This is a genomic window from Streptomyces sp. NPDC001070 (assembly GCF_053598835.1).
In genome coordinates, this window is record NZ_JBSFLB010000017.1 from 133,096 (window position 1) to 155,707 (window position 22,612).

A 22,612-nucleotide genomic window follows, 5' to 3' on the forward strand; every position below is an offset into this window, starting at 1 on the left:
AGTCTCACTCAGTGCTCAGCGGCGCGAGGCCGGTACGTCCACAGCCGCGCACACCGCCCGCCACACGTCCTTGGTCTCCCAGCCCTCGTCCAGTGCCTGGTGCACGGTCCGGCCGCCGAGCTCGGACATCACGTGGTCGCGCGCGAAGGAGTCGGCGTACGTCTCGCCGAAGTGCGCGCGCATCCGTTCCCAGAACACCGTCAGCTTCATGGTTCCAGTATCCCGTGCCGCCGCCCGAACCAGCGGGCGTCGCACAGACGACCGGCCTGCGGGCGGCGCCCCGGGCCCGTGGGGCGGCGGGGTCCGATCGCGGCATTGGTTACACTGGGAGCAGCGAAGGGGAGTAGTCCCGCAATACCGGCTGGTCGACACACTGGACGTCCGTGGATGTCCCGGCCATCGGGCCGCCGCACTCGGTGCGGGGGTGGACGAGACCTTCGGCCAAGGCAAGACGTGGTCCGCATCTGCGTGCGGACCGCTCCGTCGTGCCGGGCCGATGGCGCTTCCCGCCGCCCCTTGGGTGCCGTTGAAGTCCGCGGTCCGGCCCCAGCAGAAAGCACCGGAATGACCTTCGACCCCCTGGCGCTCGTCACCGCCTTCGGGCTGATCTTCCTCGCCGAACTCCCGGACAAGACGATGTTCGCCTCGCTGGCGATGGGCACGCGCATGCGCCCGTTGTACGTGTGGTTCGGCACCTCGACCGCCTTCATCGTGCACGTCGCCATCGCGGTGGGCGCCGGCAGCCTGATCAGTCTGCTGCCGACCATGGCCGTGAAGCTGGTCTCGGCCGCGCTGTTCGCCTTCGGTGCCGTGGTGCTGCTGCGGGGCGGGGGCGACGACGACCACGACGAGGCCGGCAAGACCGTGACCGGGTTCTGGCCCGTGTACTCCACCGCGTTCATGGCCGTCTTCATCAGCGAGTGGGGTGACCTCACGCAGATCACCACCGCCAACCTCGCCGCCACCAGCGGCTGGCTGCCGACGGCGATCGGCTCGGCCGCGGCCTTGATGTCGGTCTCGGCCCTGGCTCTCGTGGTGGGCCGGTTCATCGCCAAGAAGGTCCCGCTGAAGACCGTCCAGCGCGTCGGCGCCATCTGCATGGCGGGGCTGGCCGTCTGGACCCTGATCGAGGCGTTCGCGGCGTGACGTCGCTCGGCCCCGGGCCGAGCGCGCTCACGGTACGTCCGGGGCCATCGGGGCGCGGGACGGCGACGGCCGGTTCTACGACCTGGGCGACCATGTGGCCGCCTGGCCGGGCGCCCGGCCGGAGGAGCTGCTCCAGCACGTGCTCGGCGGCCTCTCCCGCCACGTGGGCGGCGGCGACATGGAACCCGACGACGACATCGCCGTGATCGCCGTCCAGTACGGCGACGAGCGCACCCTGCCCGCCCCGGCCCCGTCCGGCGAGCGGCTCCTCGCGTCCTCACGCCGGAACGGCGGCCGGCCGCGGTCGCGTCCGTCGCGCGCCCGGCCGGTCCCCCGGGGGAAACGCCAGGGTGCGGGGGCTGGTGGGGTGGGAGAGGGTGAGCTTGGAGGTGTGCGCGGATGGCCGGTGGCTGTGACGTGCTCCTGTTCGTCGACGAGGGCGGGCGGGTGGCCGAGTGGCGGAGCAAGGCCGAGGAGCTGTTCGGGCTGTCCGCCGACGAGGCCGTGGGGCGGCCCGTGGCCGAACTCGTACGGAAGCCGGGGGCCGCCCCCTGGCAGGGGCCCGAGGTGCTGGTCAGGCCGGTGCTGAGCGGTGGCTCGCTGATGTGGGAGGTACGCGCGGGCGGGGACGCCCTCGGGGTCCGGGACATGGCGCTGCTGAAGACGATGTTCACTCAGGCCCCGGTGGGTCTGCACGTCCTCGACGACCAGCTGCGGCTGGTGCGGATGAACAGCGCGACGCGGGCGCTGCACGATGTGCACCTGAGCCCGGGGCGGCACTTCAGCAAGGTGTTCCAGCTGGACGACCCGGCGACGGAGGAGGAGGTCGCCCGCCGGGTGCTCGAGACCGGGGAGCCCGTGCTGAACCGCATGGTGCGCGGCGCGCGGCGTGCGGGGCAGCCGCGCAGACGCGTGTACGTCACCTCCGTCTTCCGCCTGGAGGGCGCGCACGGCGAGGTGCTGGGCCTGGTGGCCTCGGCGACCGACGTCACCGAACGCGAGACGAGCCGCCGGCGGATGGCCGTCCTGGACACGGTGCGCGAGCGGGTGGGACAGCAGCTGGACGTGGTCGCGGTCTGCGAGGAGCTGGCGGAGTCGGTCGTCCCCGCGTTCGCCGGGATCGTCGTGGTGGAGGTGGTGGAGGACGTCGTGCGCGGCGAGGTGCCGCCGCTGGTCCCCGTCGACCGGGACGTGCCGCTGCGCAGGGCCGCCTTCCGCGGCAAGGTGTCGGCGTATCCCGTCGGGGACGTCCGGCACCTGCCCTACGGCACCCCGTTCGCCCGCGTGATGGCCGATCTGCAGCCGCGGCTCATCCCGGTGGAGGAGGACAGCATGTGGCTGGCGGCCGACCCGGCCCGGGCCGACGCGATCCGCCGGCAGAACGTGCACTCCCTGATCGTGGCTCCGCTGGCGCTGCGCGGTGAGGCGCTGGGGCTGGTGAGCTTCTACCGGCACGAGGACGAGGACCTCTTCGACGAGGACGACGTCAGGCTGGCGCTGGACGTGTGCACGCACGCGGCGCTGTGCATCGAGAACGCCCGGCGCTTCACACGCGAACGCACCATCGCCGCGACCGTGCAGCGCAGGCTGCTCCCGCAACGGCCGGCCTCACGGATCGCGCTGGAGACGTCCCATCTCCACCTGCCCGGCGCGGAGGGCGGCGGGGCATGGTTCGACGTGATCGCGTTGCCCGGGGCGAGAACGGCCCTGGCCGTCGGCGACGTCAAGGGGCGGGGCGTCGAGGCCGCCACGACCATGGGGCAGTTGCGGACGGTGATCCACTCCCTTGCCGCGCTGGACCTCCAGCCGGAGGAGCTGCTGGCACGGCTGAGCGACACGGCGACCCGGCTGGCCGAGGAGCGGGCGGCGCTGCCGGCCGGGGATCCCCTGCACCGTGAGCCGCTGACCGCGGAATGCGTCATCGCCGTCTACGACCCGCTGGACCTCACCTGCACGATCGCCCTGGCGGGCCACCCGCAGCCGATCGCGGTCTTCCCCGACGGCGCGATCGAGTCGCTGCCCGTCTCGCCCGGACCGCTGCTGGCGGAGAAGGGCAACGCCCCCTTCTCCGCCACCACGGTCACCCTCCCCGAGAGCACCACCCTCGTGTTCGGCATCTCCACGCTGACGGACCAGTTGCGCACGCCCTCCGGGTCCCTGCACAGCCTGCTGGAGCGGTACGGCGGGGGCCCGCTGCAGGAGCTCAGCGACTCCTTCGCGTACGCCATCAAGAACGGCAGTCAGCCCGGCGACCTGCTCATGCTGCTCGCCCGTACCCGGGCCTTCCCCCGCGAGCGGGTGCTGACCTGCCCCCTGCCGAACGACGCGGAGGCGGCGCCCATCGCACGGTCGATGGCCCGGCGCCGGCTGGCGCAGTGGAGGATCGACGAGGAGACGGCCTTCACCACGGAGCTGATCGTCAGCGAACTGGTCGGCAACGCGGTGCGGTACGGGACGCCTCCCCTGCAACTGCGGCTCGTCCTGGACGCCGCGCTGACCTGCGAGGTCAGCGACGCGGGAGCCAGCGCACCGCATCTGAAGCACGCCCGCGCCCTGGATGAGACCGGCCGCGGCCTGTTCATCGTCTCCCGCTGCGCCGATCAGTGGGGGACCCGCTACCACGGCGAGGGGAAGACCATCTGGGCGGAGCAGACACTCGGGACGCCGCAGCGCGCCGAGCCGTGAGCCGTGAGGTGCCGTCCCGGCGCCGTCCGCGGACCGCCGCGAGACCGAGACCGCCGCGAGGGCCGGCTACACGGGTGGGCGGGCGGTCGCGGGCCGTTTCGCGAGGGAGCGCAACGCCAGCGCCAGCGCCACCTCGGCCAGGCCCAGCAGCACGAGCCACAGCCCGACCAGCCGGGCCAGCGCGACCGCCGACTGCACGGGGAAGGCGAGCACGACGATCCCGGCGACGATCCCGAGCGCGGCCACCGCGAAGGCCATGCCCCGGTGCGGCATGTCCCGTCCGGTGACGGCGACGGAGCCCACGAACAGGCCCGACACCAGCCAGTAGGCGCCGAGGACGAGGGACAGCACGGCGGTGGTCTGCAGTGGGTTCCGCAGGCACAGCACACCCGCCAGGACGGCCAGCACCGCGACGATCACGGCCGTCACCCTGCTGCCCCCCTCGCGGCGGGAGAACGCCGTCACGAAGCGGAAGACGCCTGCGACGAGCAGGTACAGGCCGACCACGACCGCCAGGACGTGCAGTGTCTCGTCCGGCCAGACCAGCACGATCACGCCCGCCACAAGGGTCGCGAGGGCGAAGCCCAGGGACCATCCCCAGGAAGCGCCCAGCTTGCCCAGCACCTCATCGGGGTCGGCCGGCCCGTGAGTCGTCGGGTGCTCGTACGGTGCGTTCATGGTGTCTCCCGGCGGTACCGGCGGCAGCGAACCGGTCGCCTGGTGCGGATGTGGCCTGTGCGCATGTTTCATGCGCATTGATGTGATTCCTCACCGGCGTGCCGGGAAACGTGCCGCCGCCCGCCGTCAGTGGCGGATGGACTTCTTCACGCCCTCCACGACCTCCTGGACCTTGCCCCTGACCTTCTCGGCACGGCCCTTGTTCACCATGTGCCGGTCGCCCATGATCCGCCCGGTGGTCTCCCTGAGCTGGCCCTTCACCTGCTTCGCCTTCGCCTGTGTCTTGCCCATGACGGATTCCTCCCATGAGTGGCTTCGTTGACCGGGGTCAACCGTCCGACGTCGGCGCCTCCTTCGCGGGTTACTTCGGTTTCAGGCTCGGCATCAGCTCCCCGTCCTTGACGTCCGCGATGACCGTGTCGCCCGGGCTGAGGGTGCCGTGTCTGGATGGTGCGGCGCAGCGGCCGGGCGCCGAACTCGGGTTGGCAGCCGCGTTCGGCCGGCCATTCCTCGGCAACCCCGGTGACCTCCAGGCCGACCTGCTGGGCGTGGAGCCTGCGCCGGCTGCGCTCCGGCAGAAGGCCGGCCCCGTCCGCGGGCCGCGCGGCCCGCGGCGGCCGCCATGAGTGCGTGCGAGGAGTCGCTGAGCAGGCGCCCGACGGGGACGCGCTGGACGGCCGGCGGCGATGCCGCCGGGCTCATTCCGAAGAAGCGGTTGAAGTCGTCACCTTGCCCACCCGTCCGGCGGGCCCACAACGGCTGCGTGGCACCCGCCGCAGTCGGATTGCCCGTACTCCACCAGTGTTGGCCCCATCCGCTGCGGGTGCCACCGCGGGGTCCGGCCGATCACGGAGCGCGTCCTAGGAGGCGCCGACGGCTTCCAGCAGGTGGTGGAGGTCGTGGACCGCGTGGACGGTGGAGCCGGTGGCCGCGGCCAGGACCACCAGCGTGGCCGCGGCGAGGGCGGGGTGCCGGCCCAGCGGCGGGGCGAGGAGGGCGGCCACGCGGCGCGGTACGGGCCCTGCCCCGGCGAGCGGGCCCCGGCGGCCCAGGATGCCGAGGGCGGCACCCGGGGTGCGGGGCCGGACGGGCGCGCGGTGCGCGGCCAGGGCGGCCTTGCCGACGGCGCGGGCGACGCGGGCCCGGTCGCCGGTCGCGGTGGCGGAGTCCTCGTCGGCCCAGCGCTCGATGGTGTAGGTGACGGCGTCGGCCAGGGGGCGCAGCAGCGGATTGGCCGCGGCCCCGAGTTGCGCGAGGGCGACGAAGAGGTAGTGGTGGGCCACGAGATGGGCCCGTTCATGGGCGAGCAGGATGTGGTGCTCGGTCTCGTCCAGGGTGTCCAGCATGCCGGTGGAGACGACGACCCGGCCAGGCAGTCCGGGCAGAGCGAAGGCCTCGGGGACCGCGTCGTCGACCACGACCAGGCCGTCGCGCGCGGGCATGCAGGCGGCCTCCAGCGCGGCGGCCGCCAGCGAGCGGACGCGCCGCCAGAGCATGCGGGCCATGGTCACCACGGCGCCGCCGAGGAGCAGCCCGGCGATCAGGGCGACGGACAGTTCGGCGGGGTCGTCGCGCTGGGCGGCACGCAGCGACCAGTGGCCGAGGCCGGCGAGGAGCGGGACGCGGATCAGGCCGGTGACGGCCAGCAGTCCCAGGGAGACGGTGCTCGCCGCCCCGAGCACCAGGGCCGAGGCGGTGAGCAGCCAGGTGGCGAGGCGGGGTTCGCAGCGCTCGGACAGCGGCCGTGCGCCCAGCGGCGCGACGAGGGAGAGCAGCAAGGGCAGGTAGACGGCGATGCGCATGGGGGCGGCCCGTTCCCTACCGGACGGGGTCCTGGCCGGGGTCCTGGCCGGGCTCGAGCAACTGGCGCAGCAGGTTCGCGTCCGCGTCGGACAGGCCGTCCGCGAAGCGGGCGAGCACGGCCTCGCGGTCCTGCCGTTCCTCCAGGACGGTCCGCATGCGGCGGGCGGCGAAGCCGGGGTCGTCCGTGACGGGCGCGTAGGCGTACGCCCGGCCGCGGGGCATGCGGCTGAGCAGTTGCTTGGTGTGCATGCGGGTGAGGATCGTCACCACGGTGCTGTAGGTCAGTTCCCCGCCGAGGCGTTCGGCGACCTCGCCGGGGGTCAGCGCGCCCTCGGCGCGCAGCAGCAGGTCGAGGACCTCGGCCTCCCGTTCGCCGTTGGCCCTCCTGGAGCCCCGGCCGTGTGCGTCGGCAGCCATGGGTTTGTGGTCCCCTCCCTCATCTTCTACAGTCACGTAGAACTTCTACGGCAGTGTAAAAGTCGCCGTGCCCCAGTGTGCCATGCGTCCGCTCCCGCGCCCGCGGGAGGGCGGGGCAGGAAAGGATTCCGGATGCCCCAGGCCCTCAATGTGCTGGATGCCACCTCGCTGCTCAGCGCGCTCGGCGCCGCAGGCGTGTTCGCGGTGCTGTTCGCCGAGACGGGGTTGCTGATCGGGTTCTTCCTGCCCGGCGACTCCCTCATGGGCGAGGCCCCCGCGAGGCGGCCCGGCGCTTCGACCCCGCCGCGGTCGCCCAGGCGTACGGGGAGCTGTTCGCCGGGCTCGCCGCGCCCCGGCGGGTCCGTGCCTGGCGGCACCGCAAGGCGCGGTGGCGCGGCCGGCTCCGCCGGTCCCTGCGCGCACCGCGCCGCTGACCGGGCGGAAGGCCTCCGGCCGGGCCGCCCGCCCCGCGTCCTGCGCACCACCGCACACCCTGTCCCCGCCCCGTCCCCCGTACCCCGCAGAGATGGATCCCGATGAGTGCCATCAGCGTCACTCAGGCCGCCGTGCTCGGAGTGGTCGAGGGAGTGACCGAGTTCCTCCCGGTCTCCTCCACCGGCCATCTGAAGATCACCGAAGGCCTGATGGGCATCCCCGTCGACGACACGTCCGTGGTGGGCTTCACCGCCGTGATCCAGGTCGGGGCGATCGCCGCTGTGCTCGTCTACTTCTTCAAGGACATCGTCCGGATCGTCTCGGCCTGGGGCCGCGGCCTGGTCAACCCCGAGGAGCGTTACCACCACGACTACAGGTTCGCCTGGTGGGTCGTCTGTGCCACCGTCCCGATCGTCGTCGTCGGCCTGCTCGCCAAGCGGCTCATCGAAGGACCGCTCGCCTCTCTGTGGGTGGTGGCCGGGTCGCTGATCGTCGGCAGCGGTGTGATGTGGGCGGCCGACCAGATCGGCCGCCACAAGCGGGGGGAGGACGACACGAGCCTCAAGGACGCCATGCTGGTGGGCAGTTCGCAGATCCTCGCGCTGCTCTTCCCCGGCTTCTCGCGCTCCGGGGCCACGATGTCGACCGCCCTCGTCCTGGACCTGGACCGCGTGGCGGCGACCCGGCTCTCGTTCTTCCTGGGCATCCCCGCGCTGACCGGCGCGGGCCTGTACGAGCTCAAGGACGCGGTCGGCACCGGGGTCGGCGCGGCCCCTCTCGTGGTGGGGACCGCCGTATCCTTCGTTGTCGCCTACGCCTCGATCGCCTGGCTGCTGAAGTTCGTCGCCCGGCACTCCTTCAACGCCTTCGTCGTCTACCGGATCCTCGTCGGAACGCTGCTCTTCGCCCTGCTGGGCTCGGGCGTGCTGAGCGCGTGACGTCACGGCGATGACGGCCTGAAGAGCCCGCCCGAGCGGCCGAGGCGTCCGGGCGGCGGGCCCGGCCGGGCAGGCCGGCGGCCGGGTCGTCACCCGGAGCGCCTGCTGCACCGGCACCGCGACCTCACCGCGCGGGACGTGTTCCGCGCGGTGCACGAGACCCCGGAGCGGGACGGATGACGTCACACACGACGGCGGCCCCGCCGCCGAAACCGGCGCCGGCGCAGCAGATGTGGGCGCTGTACGCGGCCGGTTTCACGACGGCCTTCGGCGCGCACGGTATCGCCGCCAACCTCGGCGGCCTCTCCGGCGACGCCGTCACCTCGCTTCTGGTGCTCGGGGGCCTGCTCGCCCTGTACGACGGCGCCGAGGTGCTGCTCAAGCCGCTCTTCGGGACCCTCGCGGACCGGATCGGCGCCCGCCCGGTCCTGCTGGGCGGGCTCGCCGCCTTCGCGGCCGCCTCCGCGCTGTACGCCGCCGCGGACAGCCCCGGCCTGCTGTGGGCCGCCCGGCTCGGCCAGGGAGTCGCGGCCTCCGCCTTCTCCCCCTCCGCCTCCGCGCTGGTCGCCCGGCTCAATCCGGCGGCCGGACACGGCCGGGCCTTCGGCTCGTACGGCTTCCACAAGTCCATCGGCTACACCCTGGGCCCGCTGCTCGGCGGTGCGCTGGTGTGGGCCGGGGGCCTGCGGCTGCTGTTCGCGGTTCTGGCGGTGCTCGGCGCGGCCGTCGCCGTGTGGGCCGCTGTCGCCGTTCCGGCCGTACCGCCGCTGCCCAAGGCCCGCCAGACGGTGCTCGACCTGGCCCGGCGGTTGGCCGACCCCGCCTTCCTGGCCCCGACGGCCGCCCTGGCCGGCGCGACGGCCGCCCTGTCGGTGGGGGTCGGCTTCCTGCCCGTCTCCGGGGCGGCGGCGGGGCTGGGCACGGTGGCGACCGGCGCCGCCGTGTCCGTCCTGGCCGCCTGCGCCGCCGTCGTCCAGCCCCGGGCCGGGCGCGCCCTGGACGCCGGACGCCTCACCGCCCGCGGCGGCATCGCCGCCGGCCTGCTGCTCGCGGCGGCGGGCCTGGGCTGCGCGCTGCTGCCGGGACTGACCGGCGTGCTGACCGCGGCCGCGCTGACCGGTGCCGGCACCGGCCTGATCACTCCGCTCGGCTTCGCGGCCCTGGCCGCGGCCACCCCGCGCGAACGCCTCGGCCAGACCATGGGCGCCGCCGAACTGGGCCGCGAACTCGGCGACGCGGGCGGCCCGTTGCTCGTCGCCTCGGTCGCCACGCTCGCCGGCCTCTCCTGCGGCTACGCCGTCCTCGCCGTCCTCCTCGCAGCGGGCGGCCTGACGGCCCTCACCCGCCGTCGCGCCTCCGCGGCGGGCGAGGCGGGCGAGGCGGGGTCGCAGCCGGGTCCCCGGTGACGCGTTCAGCCGGCCCGCGCGCCGGTCCCGGAGTCCCGGTGGGTCCGGGGCACCGGCAGCTCGTCCGGCATCTCCCGGGCAGGGTTGCCGCCCCATCGGGCCCCCCGCGGCATCTCCTCACCCTTCATGAGGAAGGCGTCGGGCGCGAGCACCGCCCCGTCGCCCATCGTGACCCCGTAGTGGACGAGGGCGCCCACACCGACGGTGCAGCCCGCCCCGAGGGTGGTCCGGTCGGACTTGAAGGTGCCGTCCTCCTGCGAGTGGCACTGGATCCGGCTCCCCTCGTTGAGGACGCAGTGGTCCCCGATGGTGACGAGGGAACGCTCGGGCAGGTAGCAGCCGTCGTCGAAGACCCGGCTGCCGATCCGGACGCCCAGCCAGCGCCAGATGACGTTCTTGAAGGGCGTCCCGTTGAAGATCATGATCGCCTCGGTCGGGGTGGTGACCTTCCAGTACCGCTCGTGCCGCCAGAAGGGGCGTTCGTAGATCGAGCAGTACAGCGGCCGCAGACCCCGGAAGCCCGTGGTGAGCTGTTCGGTCAGCACCATGTCGGCGACCGTGAAGGCCAGCGTGAGGACGTTGGCCAGCGCGATCACCGACACGCCCATGGTGCCGTACAGATCCGCGGCCACGGAGGCGATCAGGGCCACCCAGAAGAAGAAGATCCACCGTGACAGCAGGTACAGGGCCATGGTGAAGACGTTGTGCTTGTTCTTGGCGGCCAGCCGGCGGCGGAACGTCTCGCCGTCCTTGAGATGGTCGAACCTGCTGTCCCGCAGGACGGAGCGCGGGATCTCGAAGCTGGGCGAGCCCAGCAGGCCGACGCCTTCGCGGACCTCCCCGCCGACCGGGACCATGACCTTGGTCGCCAGGAGGCAGTTGTCCCCGGTCCTGCCCTGCGACGGGTAGCCGACGTAGTTGCCGACGAAGTTGTGCGGCCCGATGGACACCCGGGAGACGCAGAAGGACGAACCGGAGAAGTCGGCGTTGATGATCGACAGCCCGTCGGCCACCATCGTCCCCCTGCCGACGGTGCTCAGGCACGGGTTGTCCTGCTTCACGATCGTGCCGAAGTTCGATCCGGTCTGCTCCACGTGGGAGAGCCGGTACCCCAGGCCGCCCAGGTAGTGGACGATGGCGGAACTGTCGCCGAACAGGGTCTTGTAGAAGCGCCGGTTGGTGATGAAGCCGATGGCCCGGTGCATTCCGTACCGGAAGCCGAACAGCGGGTAGACCGTGTCCGGTTTGACGGCGAGGTTCAGCACGCGCGGCACCGTCACCGTGAGGAGGAAGCCGAGGATCACCACGCCGAAGAAGAAGGCGCACGAGGTGGCCAGGGCGTCTGCGTAGAACGTCCAGCTCGTCAGTGCCGTGGGCCCCGGTTCCAGCAGCGAGGCGAACTGCGGCACCGCGGCGAACAGGAGCACCATGCCGGCGATGGCCAGCGGTACGTACAGCAGGCCCGCGGCCAGGAGCTGCGACACGGAGTAACCGGCCCTGCGCGCGGTGCCGCAGGGGGCCGGACCGACCACGCGGTAGTCGACGTCGGTGGGCTGCGCCGGGGATCCGTGCCACCGCTCGCCGTCGGGCACGCGCTGGCCGGCGTGGAGCGAGGAGGCGTGGCCGAGCTGGGTGCCGTCGCCCATCGAGGTGCCGATGTCGATCACCGTCATCTCGCCGACGAGCACGTCCTTGCCGAGCGTGACCGGCCCGGTCCTGATCACCCCGGCCTCCGCGCGGTAGCAGGGGAAGAACGCGTCCTTGCGGATCACCGAGCCGTCACCGATGGCGAGCAGGTCGGTGCAGACCGGTACGCGCCGGGAGAAGATCGTGACGCGGCGTCCGACCTTCGCGCCGAGCGCCCGCAGATACAGCGAGTAGAGCGGCGACCCGACGAGGAACGCCAGGGGATTCGACCGGATGAGCGTCTTGACGCACCAGAAGCGGAAGTACGCCAGGCTCCAGATCCGGATCTCCTGGGGCCGCCACCGGCCGACCAGCACCCACTTCGCCACCACGGGGAGCACGCACGCCGCGGCGAAGGTCGCGCTGCCGAAGACGACCGCCCGCAGGTAGATGTCGAACAGGCCCGAGCCCCCGGCGATCCAGCCCACTCCCTTGGTGAGGACGAACGCGGCCGCGAAGGAGTAGGCCAGGAAGAAGACGAGTTGCAGTACCGCGCAGAGCACGTAGCGGGGGGTGCCGGACGCCCGCGCCGCCTCGGGTTGCGGCGCCCCGGAGGGCGCCGCGTCCGCGGCCGCCGGGGCCGTGGGGGCGGGGGTGAGCGGTGTCGCCTCGTCCAGGGCCGCCGCCAGGCTCCGGATGGTCGGATGACGGTAGATCTCCTTCATCGACACCGACGGCGCGCCCGGCCGTTTCCTCAGCCGCGCGCAGAAATGGGCCATCACCAGCGAGTCGGCGCCCAGGTCGTCGAAGAAGTGACTGTCGACGGAGACCTGCTCGGCATGGACGACTCCGGCCAGGGTCTCCGCGAGGATCCTCGTCGTTCCGGTCCCGGGACCGGAACGACCACCCCCGGTGGTTGAAACTTCACCCTGATCGTGCCTATGGACTTCGGCTGATTTGTCCACCATGTGAGCCTCTGAGGGTTTACGACCACCCGCAGACCTGCGGCCGGCCGCCACGAGGTCGTGGGCGCTTCTCCGGCCGTACGGGCAGAAGTCGTCTTCTTGCAGTCTCGGACGTCCGGCGCCCAGGTGCCAACCGCCCGGCCCGTGGCTGACCTGGGCGGTAACCGTGCGTAAGGGTGCGCGGCCCCGTACGGGCGCGCAGCGGGCCGCCGCCCGGGGCACATGCCACGATGTGCGGGTGAGTGCGTTCTCGTCCGTGCAGGCAACGGGGCAGACTCCGCGCCGCCCCGGCGTGACCACTCCGCGCCTGCGCTTCCTGCGGACCGAGACGGCGGGCGCCGGCTTTCTGCTGGCCGCCACGGTCATCGCCCTGGCCTGGGCGAACCTGGCGCCGGAGAACTACGAGTCGGTGTGGCACACCCATCTGTCGCTGGCGCTGGGCTCGCACGAGGTGTCGCTCGACCTGCGGGAGTGGACCAACAGCGGGCTGATGACCCTGTTCTTCTTCATCGTCGGTCTGGAGGCGCGCCGGGAGTTCGACCTCGGGGAGTTCCGCGAACGTACGCGCATCACCCTCCCGACGATGGCCGGGCTGGCCGGGATGCTCGTGCCGCTCGGCCTGTACCTGGCCTTCACCCACGGCACGCCCGACGCGCGGGGCTGGGGCACGGTGATCTCCACCGACACCGCCTTCGCGCTGGGGCTGTACGCCCTGCTGGGCCGCCGACTGCCCACCGCGACCAGGGCGTTCATCCTGACCGCGTCCGTCGTCGACGACTTCATCGCGCTCACGGTCATCGCGTTCGCCTACACCAGCGGCATCTCCTGGCCCGAACTGTTCGTCGCGATCGGCGTCTTCGCCGTCGGGATCTGGGTCGCCAACTCCGTCGTGCGGGTCTGCGGCGAGTTCCGGGGCGCCGCCTACGCGCTCACGGGCGTGGGCGTGTGGTTCGCCCTGCTCGGCTCCGGGGTGGACCCGGTCGTGACAGGCCTGGTGCTCGGCCTCATGGCCTGCGACCACCCGGCGCGCGGCGCGGACCTGCGCCGGGCCAGCTCGCTCTATCTGCGCTTCAGGGAGCAGCCGACACCCGCGCTGGAGCGCAGCGCCCGGCGCGGCCTGGCGCTGTCGGTGTCACTCAACTCCCGGCTGCAGGAGCTGTTCCGCCCCTGGACCAGTTATCTGATCGTCCCGGCCTTCGCCCTGGCCAACGCCGGCGTCACCATCGACGCGCGGCAGCTGACGGCCGCGCTCACCTCCCCCGTCACCCTGGGCATCGTCGTCGCGTACGTGGTGGGCAAGCCGCTCGGCATCGTGGGCGCCTCCGCGCTCACCACCCGGCTCAGCCGGGGCAGGCTGCGCCCGGCGGTCGGCTGGGGGGCGGTGACGGCCGGCGGCACCATCTCCGGCATCGGCTTCACCATCGCCCTGCTCATCGCGGACCGCGCGTTCGAGGGCGGGCGGCTCGCCGAGGCGAAGGTCGGCATCCTCGCCGCGGTCGTCCTCTCCTTCCTGCTCACGTGGTGCGTGACGCTCGTCCTGTCCGGGCTGCCCCGGGCGGTGCGGCGGCGGGCGCTGCTCGGCAAGGCAGAGCAGCTTGAGGACCTGGCCGTCCCCGTCGATCCCGACAGGGACCACGTCCGCGGCCCGCACAACGCCCTCGTCACCGTCGTCGAGTACGGCGACTTCGAGTGCCCGTACTGCGGCGAGGCGGAGCCGGTCATCCGCGACCTGCTCGCCGACTTCGGCGACGTCCGGTACGTCTGGCGCCATCTGCCGCTCGCCGACGTCCACCCCCACGCCGTCCAGGCCGCCCGCGCCGCGGAGGCCGCCGCCGAGCAGGACCGCTTCTGGGAGATGCACGACCAGATCTTCGCCCACCCCCAGGCGCTGGACGCGCGAGGACTCGAACGGCTGGCCACGGCCATCGGGCTCGACGTGGAGCGCTTCCGGCGCGACGTCGAGACCCGCTCCGTCGCGGTCCGGGTCGCCGAGGACGCCGAGTCCGCGGACCTGAGCAATGTGTCGGGGACCCCGACGTTCTTCATCAACGGCCGCCGCCACTACCGCGCGTACGACATCGAGAGCCTCTCGGCCGGGGTCCGCGGCGCGCTGGAGCGCGCCAAGGCGACCCTGCACCGCTGACCCGCCGTCGGCGCGTCGGCACCCTCCAACCGCCGCCGCCGTGACGAAGTGCCGACCCGGCGGATTCACCCGGCGCGGGGCGGCTTCAGTCGTCGCGCCCGGCACCGCGACCAGGAGCCCTCGTGTCCCCCGTCCCGGGCGTGCCGTCGGCGAGCCTGTAGCGCAGATGCACGGTGCCCTTCGGACCGGCTGCCGGCGGAGCTTCTCCGCCGGTGCGGGACACCGGGGCCCGTCCCGGCCGCGGGAGGCTGCAAAGGTGCGCCCGCGGCGTGCCGCTGCCCGCGGCACACCCGGTGTTACGTTGGTCGTGTGTTCCAAGGTTGTGGAATCCGCCCGCGACAGCCCGTCCGGCAGGTGTCCGCAACCGTGTCCGCCGCCGCCTGACCGGCGCACCCCCGTCACCTGGCCGGACGCGGTTCGGGTCCCTGCCGGACGGCCCGCGGCATGGTAGGAATCGGACAGTGGTCCGGTGGCGAGTGGAGCACACGTGATCCGGGTATTGGTGGTCGACGACGAGGCCCTGATCCGTACGGGCTTCCAGCGCATCCTCGACGCGGCGGACGACATCGAGGTCGTGGCGGCGGTGGCCGGCGGCCAGGCGATCCGTACGGCGCAGGACGTCCAGCCCGACGTCGTGCTGCTGGACATCCGGATGCCCGACGTGGACGGCCTCGCGGTCCTGGCCGGGCTCCGGCGGCTGCCGCACCCACCGGTGGTGGCGATGCTGACGACCTTCGACATGGACGAGTACGTGGCCACGGCGCTGCGCTCGGGCGCCGCCGGTTTCCTGCTGAAGGACACCGACCCGGAGGAACTGCCCTTCCTGGTGCGGACCCTGGCCGACGGCGGCGCAGTGCTGTCGTCCAAGGTCACCCGGACGGTCGTGGACGGGTACCTGGGCTCCGGCCCGCAGGACACGGCCATCCGCGGTGTCGCCCGGCTGACCGACCGCGAGCGCACCGTGCTGCTCCTCGTCGCCGAAGGGCTGTCCAACGCGGACATCGCCGCGCGGATACACCTGGGCACCGGCACGGTCAAGGACCATGTGAGCGCCATCCTCACCAAGCTTCAGGTGGGCAGTCGTGTGCAGGCCGCCCTGCTCGCCGAGCGCGCGGGCCTGCTCAAGGAGCCGCCGGACGGGGAGGGAGGATGAGGTTCCGCCGTCCGCCGCCTCTGGTGGTGGACCTCATCGTCGTCGCGGTCGCGCTGTTCGACATCTGGGTCAACGTCGATCCCGACGACTCGGTGCGCCTCGGCTGCGCCCTCGGCGGCGCCGTCGCGCTGATGCTGCGCCGGCGTCTGCCGTTCGTCACCTTCCTGCTCGCGCTGCCCGCCGTCCTCGTCTCGGACGCGGCCTTCGCCACCCTGGCCGCGCTGTACACCCTCGCCTCGCTGACCCGCCGCCGGCTCCTGCTGGCGGTCTGCGCGCTGGCCTTCACCATCGCCGACATGGCGCCGTGGCCCGCGCCGAAGTTCGACCTGTCCGAGCCCTCGACCCTGATCACCCTGGGCTACACCGCCGCCACGGCGGCCGCCCCGGTCTTCCTCGGCCAGCTCGTCCAGGCCCGGCGGGACCTGTCCCTGCGGCTCACCGAGATCTCCGAGGCCCGCGACCACGAGCGGCTGCTCACCGCGCAGACCGTCCTGGCCAAGGAACGCGCCCAGCTCGCCCGGGAGATGCACGACGTGGTCTCGCACCAGGTCAGCCTGATCGCGGTGCGCGCCGGGGCGCTGCAGGTCGGCACGGAGGACGCCGAGGTCAAGGAGGCCGCCGCCACGATCCGCCGGCTGAGCGTGCAGACCCTCGACGAACTGCGGCACATGGTCAGCGTGCTGCGCGCCGCCGGGGGCCGCCCGACGGAACTGACCCCGCAGCCTTCCCTCGCCGACCTGGAGCGGCTGGTCAGCGGCAGCGGTATCGACGCCGAGCTGCAGCCCGACCTGCCCGACGGGCTGCCGCCGACGGTGCAGCGCGCGGTCTACCGCACCGTCCAGGAGGCGCTGACCAATGTGCGCAAGCACGCCCCCGGCGCCACCGCGCGGGTCCGCATCCGCCACCAGGACGGCACCGTCCGCGTCACGGTCACCAACACCGCCCCCACGCGGCCCGCGCTCCCCCTCCCCAGCGCGCACTACGGCCTGGTCGGCCTCCGGCAGCGCGCCGCCCTCCTCGGCGGCACCGTCACCTCCGGTCCGACCGCCGACGGGGGCTACGAACTCAGGCTGGAGCTGCCGGCCGCGGGCACCTGAAGCGGCGCCGTCCGGCCGCGCCGAACTGCCGCCGCGCGCGCCCGGCGCGCCAGGAGCTTGCCCAGCTCCCACAGCAGGAGCAGGACGACGGCGGACAACAGGGCCCAGCCGAACTGCCGCAGGTTGATCTCGGTGGTACCGAGGACCCGCCGGAAGCCGTCCGTCTGGGTCACCAGGACGGCGAGGGCGAACTCGGCCACTGCCGCCCAGTTCATCTGCTTGCTGTCGAATGTGGTGGTCGTGAGGACCGACCCGGTCTCGCTGCGGCACTCGAACGCCGCCACGACCAGGCAGAGGGCGAAGGCGGTGAAGGCCATCGAGTTGCCGACGGCGGCGCTGTGGAAGTGGCTCTCCCCCACCTTGATCAGGGCGAGCAGGATCACGGTGATCACCAGTCCGCTCAGCCCCACGGTGATCAGGACGGGCCTGGTCAGCACGGACTCCCCGCGGGGGCGCGGCGTGCGGCGCATGAGGCCGGGACTCTCCTGGTCGAAGCCCAGGGCGAAGCCGAAGGGCGCGTTGACGATGAAGTGCACCCACAGGACCTGGGCCGGGGTGAAGGGCTCACCGGCGGCGATGTTGAACAGGGTGGCGCCGAGGAAGGTCAGCACGAAGGTGACCAGCAGCAGGAGGACGAAGCGGATGTACTTGGTGAGGTTGTCGTAGAGCTTCCGGCCCTCCTCCACGGCGTGGATGATCGTGGCGAAGTTGTCGTCGGACAGGATCATGCGGCCGGCGTTCTTCGCGACGTCGGTGCCGCTGCCCATGGCGATGCCGATGTCGGCGGCCTTGATGGCGGGGGCGTCGTTGACACCGTCGCCGGTCATGGCCACCACGTCGCCCTTCTTCTTCAGCGTGTCCGCGAGCAGGACCTTGTGCTCGGGGGCGACCCGCCCGACCACGCCGATGCCGTCGATGCGGGCCAGCCGCTCCTCCTCCGGCAGCGCGGCGAAGTCCGCGCCGAGCACGGCCTCGCCGGGGATGCCGAGCTGCCTGGCGATGGCGGCGCCCGTGGTGACGTCGTCCCCGGTGACCATGCGGACCCGGATGTGGGCGGCCTGGGCGTTCGCCACGGCGTCCCGGGACTCGTCGCGGGGCGGGTCGATCATGCCGACGAGGCTGGTCATCCGCAGGTCGGTGACGAGGGCGAGGAGGTCGCCCGAGGGGTCGAAGCCGGCGGGGTCGAGGTCGCGGGTGGCGGCTGCCATGACACGCCGGCCCTCGCCGCCCATCCGCTCGGTGGCCTCCTGGGCGCGCCGGTTCAGTCCGGCGTCCCAGGGGATGCTCGTACCGGCCGACAGCGCGGTCGTGGCCCGGGACATCACGGCCGGTGCCGCACCCTTGACGAAGCACCGCACGACCGGCCGGCCCGAGGCGTCGGTGGCCGAGTTGAAGGTGGCCATCAGCTTGTAGTCGGGGTCGAACGGCAGGGTGGCCAGGCGCGGGAGCAGCTCCCGGGTGGCCTCGATGTCCAGCCCGGCCTTGTGGCCGAGGACGAGGAGCGCGCCCTCGGTGGGGTCGCCGACGACCTTGCCGTCCACCAGCTTGGCGTCGCTGGCCACGACGTACGGCAGGATCGCGTCCTCGACGTTCGCGGAGGAGCCCGCGGCGTGGTGGATCCCGCCCTCCAGGCCGTAGCCGATGCCGGAGACGGTGTACCGGTCGGTGGGGCTGATCACCTCCACGGCGGTCATCTGGTTCATCGTCAGGGTGCCGGTCTTGTCGGAGTTGATGGCCGACGTGAAGCCGAGGGTCTCGACCGACGGCAGCTCCTTCACGATCGCGTTGCGCCTGGCGAGGTTGAGGCTGCCGACCGAGAGGATCACCTGGGTCACCGTGGGCAGCGCCTCGGGGATGGCCGCGATGGCCAGGGACACCGCGCTGACGAACAGCGCGTCCCACTCCTGGCCGCGGGCGCGGCCCAGGGCGAACATCACGACCATCGTCAGGCCCGCCGCCGCGGCGATCCACAGAGTGAGGTTGTCCAGCTCCTTCGTGAGCGGCGACTGCTCCTTGGCGGTGGCCGACAGCATCCCGGAGATCTTGCCCAGCTCCGTGTCGGCGCCGGTGCCGGTGATGACCAGGACTCCGCTCCCGTGCGTGACGGGGGTGTTCATGAACGCCATGTTGGTCTGGTCCCCGGGCCCCGGGGGGCCCGCGCCGTCCGGCAGGGTGCCGGCGTCCTTGGCGGCGGGGACGCTCTCCCCGGTCAGCGCGGACTCGTCGATCTGCAGGGCACTGGCCCGGATGATCCGTCCGTCGGCCGGGACCTGGTCGCCGGCCGCGATGAGCACGATGTCGCCCACCACGATCCGCTCGGCCGGGATCTCCGACTCGGTGCCGTCGCGGCGCACCCGTGCGGTCGCCTTCATCATCGACTTCAGCGCGTTCATCGCGCTCTCGGCCTTCCCCTCCTGGCGCAGCCCGACGACCGCGTTCAGCAGGGTCAGCAGGACGAGGAGGATGCCGGTGCTCCACTGGGCGATCAGGAACGAGACGACGGCCGCGGCCACCAGGATGATCTGCATATAGCTGCGGTACTGGTCGAGGAAGCGCCGCCAGGCCGGCGGCGGCTTCTCCTCGGGCAGCGCGTTCGGCCCGTGCGCGGCCAGCAGTTGCGTCACCCGTTCCGAGGGCAGGCCCACGGCGGGGTCCACGCCGAGCGCGGTGACGACGTCCTGCGGGGACCGCGCGTACCAGCCTGCCGGGGACGCGGGCCGCCGCCCCTCCGGGGTGGGCTGCACCGTCATCGTCATGCCTCCGATCCGGTCGCTGCGCTCCGGTCCGCCGGGCCCCGGATCAGGGGCGCCGCGCGTCCTTCGCCCGCTGCCGAGCCGTGTACGGGTCGGCCGGCGCCCCTTCGGGCGCCTCCTTCAGCAACTCCTGGCGGGCGACCAGCAGTTCGCGCCGGTCCTGCTCGCTGACCGTGGGGTACTGGGGGTCGATCTCCATCAGAGTGTGGGCGAGCACCGCCGCGGCGCAGATCCGCGCGAACCACTTCCGGTCCGCCGGGACGACGTACCAGGGGGCCCAGTGCGTGCTGGTGGCCGACAGCATCTCGGAGAAGGCCTCCTGGTAGTCCTCCCAGCGGCGGCGCTCCCGGACGTCGGCGGCGGAGAACTTCCAGTTCTTCTCGGGCAGGTCGATCCGCTTCAGGAAGCGGGCGCGCTGCTCCTCCTTGGAGAGGTTGAGGAAGACCTTGACGACCTTGAAACCGTTGTCGGTGAGATAGCGCTCCCAGTCGTTGATCTCCCGGTAGCGGCGCTCCCAGATACCCGCGCCCCGCGGGTGCCCCGGCAGCCGCTGCCGCTCCAGGACCTCGGGGTGCACCCGCACGACGAGGACCTCCTCGTAGTGGGAGCGGTTGAAGATCGCGATGTCGCCGCGCGCGGGCAGCCGTCGGGCGTAGCGCCAGAGGTAGTCGTGGTCGAGTTCCTCGGTGGAGGGCACCTTGAAGCTGCTGACCTTCACCCCTTGCGGGTTGACCCCGCTCATCACGTGACGGATCGTGCCGTCCTTGCCTCCGGCGTCGAGTGCCTGGAGGCAGAGCAGTACCCCGTAGGTGTCCTGGGCGGCAAGCCGTGCCTGGTACTCGGCCAGCAGCGAGACGCCCGTGCGCAGCAGTTCGACGCCTTCCGCCTTCTTCAGGCTGCCCTTGTAGCCCGGGTCGAAGTCCCTGGCCAGGTTCACCTTGCTCCCCGGCTTCACGCGCAGCGGCTCGATGAACTTCGCTATGCGCTTGGCTCTGGTGTCCGCCATCGCCGACCGGCCTTTCCTCGAGCGGGGATATCCGCCACGTTCCGTCGCCCCCGGGGGTGCGTCAAACGGACCGGGTCCGTTCGCCTGAACGGGCGGCGAGGCCCCTCGGCGGCACCCTCGTCCGGGCCCCGGCGCGTGCGGCATCAGGCATCCGGGCCGCCCGGGTCGCCAGGTCGGCCGGTTCGCACTAAACCTGGGAGGACGACCGCAAGCGGCGTCGGTCCGGGATCCCACCGCGTATGCGCCGACGGAGGTGGTTTCTGTGGCGCACGGCAGCCCGCTCGCTCCCATGGGTGACGCGGAGGCGGCGATGCTGCACGCCCTGTTCACCCAGTCCCCGGTCGGCCTGCACCTGCTCGACCCGGAGCTGCGCGTCGTCCGCGTCAACATGGGCACCCCGGCCCTGCGCGGGCTGCGGGCGGAGGACCTCCTCGGTCGCCATTTCCGCGACGCCTATCCCGTCGTCTCGCCCGACGACGTGGAGGCCCGAGTGCGCGGGGTGCTGGATACCGGTGTCCCCCTGATCGAGGACGTCGTGCGGACGTACTCGATGACCGAGGCGGGCAGGGAGCACTCCTACTCGGTCTCCGCGTTCCGTCTCGAGGACCAGACGGGGACGGTCCTCGGCGTCGCACTGGCCGTGGTCGACGTGACCGAGCGGGAGAAGGCACGCGCCCGCCTGCACGTCCTGAACACGGTGCGCGACCGTGTGGGCCGGACCCTGGACGTGGTGGTGACCTGCGAGGAACTCGTCGACGCCCTGGTGCCGGAATTCGCCGACATCGTCGTCGTGGAGGTCGTCGACGACGTGGTCCGCGGCGACGATCCGCCGCTGTCGCCGCTGCCGCGGGGGACCCCGCTGCGGCGGGCCGCGTTCCGCAGCAGCGCCGGCCCGCGGCAGCCCCAGGCGTACCCGGTGGGGGACGTGCGGAGCCTGCCCGACCCGACGCCCTACACCCAGGCGCTGTCGGACCTGCGGCCCCGGATCCTGCGGCTCCACCCCGGGCTGCCCTGGCTGGCCACCGACCCCGCCCGAGCCGAGGCGATCCGCGCCTCGGGGGCGCACTCGCTGCTGACGGTGCCGCTGTCGCTGCGCGGAACGGTGATCGGGCTGATCAGCCTCTACCGCGCCGGGCAGGTCGAGCCGTACACCGAGGACGACGTCGAGATCGCGCTCCAGCTGGCCGACCACACCGCCCTGTGCATCGACAATGCCCGCCGCTACACCCGTGAGCACAGCATCGCCGCGACGGTGCAGCGGCAGCTGCTGCCCCGCCGTCCCGTCTCGCACACCGCGCTGGAGACCGCGTATCTGTCGACGGTGCGGGAGAGCGCAGCGGGGTCCTGGTACGACACCATTCCCCTGTCCAGCGCCCGTACCGCGCTGGTCGTCGGGGACGTCGCCGGGCAGGGCATCCACGCCACCGCCGGCATGGGCCAGTTGCGCACCGTCATCCGCTCGCTGAGCGCGTTCGACCTCGGGCCCGACGAGCTGCTGGCACGGCTCAACGACATCGCGACGCACCTCGCGTCCGAGCGCGCCTCGCTGCCGCCCATGGACCCGCTGCACCGCGAGGCGCTCACCGCCGCCTGCGTCTACGCCGTGTACGACCCGCTGACCCGCAGATGCACGGTGGCCCGGGCCGGTCACCTCGCGCCGGTGGTCGTACGGCCGGACGGCGGCGCCCAGATACCGGACATCCCGGACGGACCGCGGCTGGGCACCGCCGGGGGGACGCCCTTCGCCGCCGCCGAACTCGAGATCCCGGACGGCAGTGTGCTGGCCTTCACCAGCTCGCCCGTCCTGAGCCTGCACCTGGCGGGCGGCTCCACCCCGCTCAAGGGCGGCCCGCCGGGGAACGGCCGTCCGCTCCAGGACCTGTGCGACGAGATCATGTACACGCTTCCGGTCGGCGTCGGCCAGGGCGTACCCATGCTCCTGCTGGCGCGCACGCGCCCCTTCCCGCTGGACCGGGTCGCCGCCTGGCCGCTCGGGGACGACCTCACGGCGGTCGCCACCGCGCGGGCCCTCGTCCGCGACCAGCTCGCCGTGTGGCGGGCGGACGAGGACACGGCCTTCAACGCCGAGCTGATCGTCAGCGAGCTGGTCACCAACGCCATCCGGTACGGGAGCCCTCCGCTGCGGCTGCGTCTCATCCACGACCGGATGCTGACCTGCGAGGTCCGTGACACCAGCCCCGCCGCCCCGCACCTGCTGCACGCGCGCACCGTGGACGAGGGCGGCCGCGGGCTGTTCATCATCGCCCAGCTCGCCGACATGTGGGGCACGCGCTACGCGGAGGACGGCAAGACGATCTGGACCGAGCAGGCGCTGCCGGCGACGACGTCCGGCTGACCGGC

General features: G+C 72.7%; 17 protein-coding genes. 8 read left to right on the forward strand and 9 right to left on the reverse strand.

Annotated elements, in window-relative coordinates; translation table 11 throughout:
• Positions 1-15 precede the first annotated feature (15 nt).
• A complete protein-coding gene (locus tag ACWDAS_RS21905; protein ID WP_450393327.1) occupies positions 16-210 on the reverse strand; it encodes a DUF3046 domain-containing protein in 195 nt (64 codons plus the stop codon).
• A 354-nt stretch (positions 211-564) separates the two neighbouring features.
• Here ACWDAS_RS21905 and ACWDAS_RS21910 point away from each other — a divergent pair, with 354 nt between their 5' ends.
• A complete protein-coding gene (locus ACWDAS_RS21910; RefSeq protein ID WP_450393330.1) occupies positions 565-1,146 on the forward strand; it encodes a TMEM165/GDT1 family protein in 582 nt (193 codons plus the stop codon).
• A gap of 399 nt (positions 1,147-1,545) precedes the next feature.
• On the forward strand, positions 1,546-3,831 hold the full coding sequence (locus tag ACWDAS_RS21915) for a SpoIIE family protein phosphatase (RefSeq protein ID WP_450393333.1): 2,286 nt from the start codon (positions 1,546-1,548) through the stop codon (positions 3,829-3,831).
• Between the two features lie 66 nt (positions 3,832-3,897).
• Here ACWDAS_RS21915 and ACWDAS_RS21920 read toward each other — a convergent pair whose 3' ends face one another.
• The 5 genes from ACWDAS_RS21920 to ACWDAS_RS21940 form a co-directional block, all read right to left on the reverse strand.
• Positions 3,898-4,509: an HdeD family acid-resistance protein gene (locus ACWDAS_RS21920; protein ID WP_450393336.1), complete on the reverse strand. Its 612-nt coding sequence runs from the start codon at positions 4,507-4,509 to the stop codon at positions 3,898-3,900.
• 126 nt (positions 4,510-4,635) lie between these two features.
• Positions 4,636-4,800 (reverse strand): CsbD family protein, encoded by a 165-nt coding sequence (locus ACWDAS_RS21925; protein WP_450393339.1) that lies wholly within the window; start codon positions 4,798-4,800, stop codon positions 4,636-4,638.
• Complete coding sequence (locus ACWDAS_RS21930) at positions 4,767-5,087, reverse strand: hypothetical protein (RefSeq protein WP_450393427.1); 321 nt, start codon at positions 5,085-5,087, stop codon at positions 4,767-4,769. The genes ACWDAS_RS21925 and ACWDAS_RS21930 overlap by 34 nt, the downstream gene beginning before the upstream one ends.
• 282 nt (positions 5,088-5,369) lie before the next feature.
• On the reverse strand, positions 5,370-6,311 hold the full coding sequence (locus ACWDAS_RS21935; RefSeq protein ID WP_450393342.1) for a M56 family metallopeptidase: 942 nt from the start codon (positions 6,309-6,311) through the stop codon (positions 5,370-5,372).
• Between the two features lie 16 nt (positions 6,312-6,327).
• The gene (locus ACWDAS_RS21940) at positions 6,328-6,729 is read right to left on the reverse strand and encodes a BlaI/MecI/CopY family transcriptional regulator (RefSeq protein ID WP_450393344.1); all 402 of its coding nucleotides are present in this window, start codon (positions 6,727-6,729) and stop codon (positions 6,328-6,330) included.
• Positions 6,730-7,265: 536 nt separating this feature from the next.
• Here ACWDAS_RS21940 and ACWDAS_RS21945 point away from each other — a divergent pair.
• Both ACWDAS_RS21945 and ACWDAS_RS21950 read left to right on the forward strand, forming a co-directional pair.
• Entirely contained in the window at positions 7,266-8,102 is an 837-nt protein-coding gene (locus ACWDAS_RS21945) for an undecaprenyl-diphosphate phosphatase (protein WP_450393346.1), read from the forward strand.
• A 230-nt stretch (positions 8,103-8,332) separates the two neighbouring features.
• Entirely contained in the window at positions 8,333-9,508 is a 1,176-nt protein-coding gene (locus ACWDAS_RS21950; protein ID WP_450393430.1) for an MFS transporter, read from the forward strand.
• Positions 9,509-9,513: 5 nt separating this feature from the next.
• Here the strand turns inward: ACWDAS_RS21950 and ACWDAS_RS21955 are convergent, their stop codons facing one another.
• Entirely contained in the window at positions 9,514-12,102 is a 2,589-nt protein-coding gene (locus tag ACWDAS_RS21955; RefSeq protein ID WP_450393349.1) for a Pls/PosA family non-ribosomal peptide synthetase, read from the reverse strand.
• A gap of 235 nt (positions 12,103-12,337) precedes the next feature.
• Here ACWDAS_RS21955 and ACWDAS_RS21960 point away from each other — a divergent pair, with 235 nt between their 5' ends.
• From ACWDAS_RS21960 to ACWDAS_RS21970, 3 genes are all read left to right on the forward strand, one after another.
• The gene (locus ACWDAS_RS21960) at positions 12,338-14,242 is read left to right on the forward strand and encodes a Na+/H+ antiporter NhaA (RefSeq protein ID WP_450393352.1); all 1,905 of its coding nucleotides are present in this window, start codon (positions 12,338-12,340) and stop codon (positions 14,240-14,242) included.
• Between the two features lie 487 nt (positions 14,243-14,729).
• Positions 14,730-15,395 (forward strand): response regulator, encoded by a 666-nt coding sequence (locus ACWDAS_RS21965; protein ID WP_450393355.1) that lies wholly within the window; start codon positions 14,730-14,732, stop codon positions 15,393-15,395.
• Entirely contained in the window at positions 15,392-16,492 is a 1,101-nt protein-coding gene (locus ACWDAS_RS21970; protein WP_450393358.1) for a sensor histidine kinase, read from the forward strand. The genes ACWDAS_RS21965 and ACWDAS_RS21970 overlap by 4 nt, the downstream gene beginning before the upstream one ends.
• Here the strand turns inward: ACWDAS_RS21970 and ACWDAS_RS21975 are convergent.
• The gene (locus tag ACWDAS_RS21975) at positions 16,453-19,242 is read right to left on the reverse strand and encodes a cation-translocating P-type ATPase (RefSeq protein ID WP_450393433.1); all 2,790 of its coding nucleotides are present in this window, start codon (positions 19,240-19,242) and stop codon (positions 16,453-16,455) included. The genes ACWDAS_RS21970 and ACWDAS_RS21975 overlap by 40 nt on opposite strands.
• Positions 19,243-19,291: 49 nt before the next feature.
• Positions 19,292-20,251, reverse strand: coding sequence for a polyphosphate kinase 2 family protein (locus ACWDAS_RS21980; RefSeq protein ID WP_450393361.1), 960 nt, complete (start codon positions 20,249-20,251; stop codon positions 19,292-19,294).
• A gap of 289 nt (positions 20,252-20,540) precedes the next feature.
• Here ACWDAS_RS21980 and ACWDAS_RS21985 point away from each other — a divergent pair, with 289 nt between their 5' ends.
• On the forward strand, positions 20,541-22,607 hold the full coding sequence (locus ACWDAS_RS21985; RefSeq protein WP_450393436.1) for a SpoIIE family protein phosphatase: 2,067 nt from the start codon (positions 20,541-20,543) through the stop codon (positions 22,605-22,607).
• The last annotated feature ends 5 nt before the right edge of the window (positions 22,608-22,612 follow it).

Coding starts and splice junctions, on each gene's coding strand:
- ACWDAS_RS21940 (WP_450393344.1), bottom strand. CDS start 6,729: ATGGCTGCCGACGCACACGGCCGGGGCTCCAGGAGGGCCAACGGCGAA.
- ACWDAS_RS21980 (WP_450393361.1), bottom strand. CDS start 20,251: ATGGCGGACACCAGAGCCAAGCGCATAGCGAAGTTCATCGAGCCGCTG.
- ACWDAS_RS21970 (WP_450393358.1), top strand. CDS start 15,392: ATGAGGTTCCGCCGTCCGCCGCCTCTGGTGGTGGACCTCATCGTCGTC.
- ACWDAS_RS21955 (WP_450393349.1), bottom strand. CDS start 12,102: ATGGTGGACAAATCAGCCGAAGTCCATAGGCACGATCAGGGTGAAGTT.
- ACWDAS_RS21950 (WP_450393430.1), top strand. CDS start 8,333: ATGTGGGCGCTGTACGCGGCCGGTTTCACGACGGCCTTCGGCGCGCAC.
- ACWDAS_RS21975 (WP_450393433.1), bottom strand. CDS start 19,242: ATGACGGTGCAGCCCACCCCGGAGGGGCGGCGGCCCGCGTCCCCGGCA.
- ACWDAS_RS21985 (WP_450393436.1), top strand. CDS start 20,541: ATGGGTGACGCGGAGGCGGCGATGCTGCACGCCCTGTTCACCCAGTCC.
- ACWDAS_RS21935 (WP_450393342.1), bottom strand. CDS start 6,311: ATGCGCATCGCCGTCTACCTGCCCTTGCTGCTCTCCCTCGTCGCGCCG.
- ACWDAS_RS21905 (WP_450393327.1), bottom strand. CDS start 210: ATGAAGCTGACGGTGTTCTGGGAACGGATGCGCGCGCACTTCGGCGAG.
- ACWDAS_RS21910 (WP_450393330.1), top strand. CDS start 565: ATGACCTTCGACCCCCTGGCGCTCGTCACCGCCTTCGGGCTGATCTTC.
- ACWDAS_RS21925 (WP_450393339.1), bottom strand. CDS start 4,800: ATGGGCAAGACACAGGCGAAGGCGAAGCAGGTGAAGGGCCAGCTCAGG.
- ACWDAS_RS21945 (WP_450393346.1), top strand. CDS start 7,266: ATGAGTGCCATCAGCGTCACTCAGGCCGCCGTGCTCGGAGTGGTCGAG.
- ACWDAS_RS21920 (WP_450393336.1), bottom strand. CDS start 4,509: ATGAACGCACCGTACGAGCACCCGACGACTCACGGGCCGGCCGACCCC.
- ACWDAS_RS21915 (WP_450393333.1), top strand. CDS start 1,546: ATGGCCGGTGGCTGTGACGTGCTCCTGTTCGTCGACGAGGGCGGGCGG.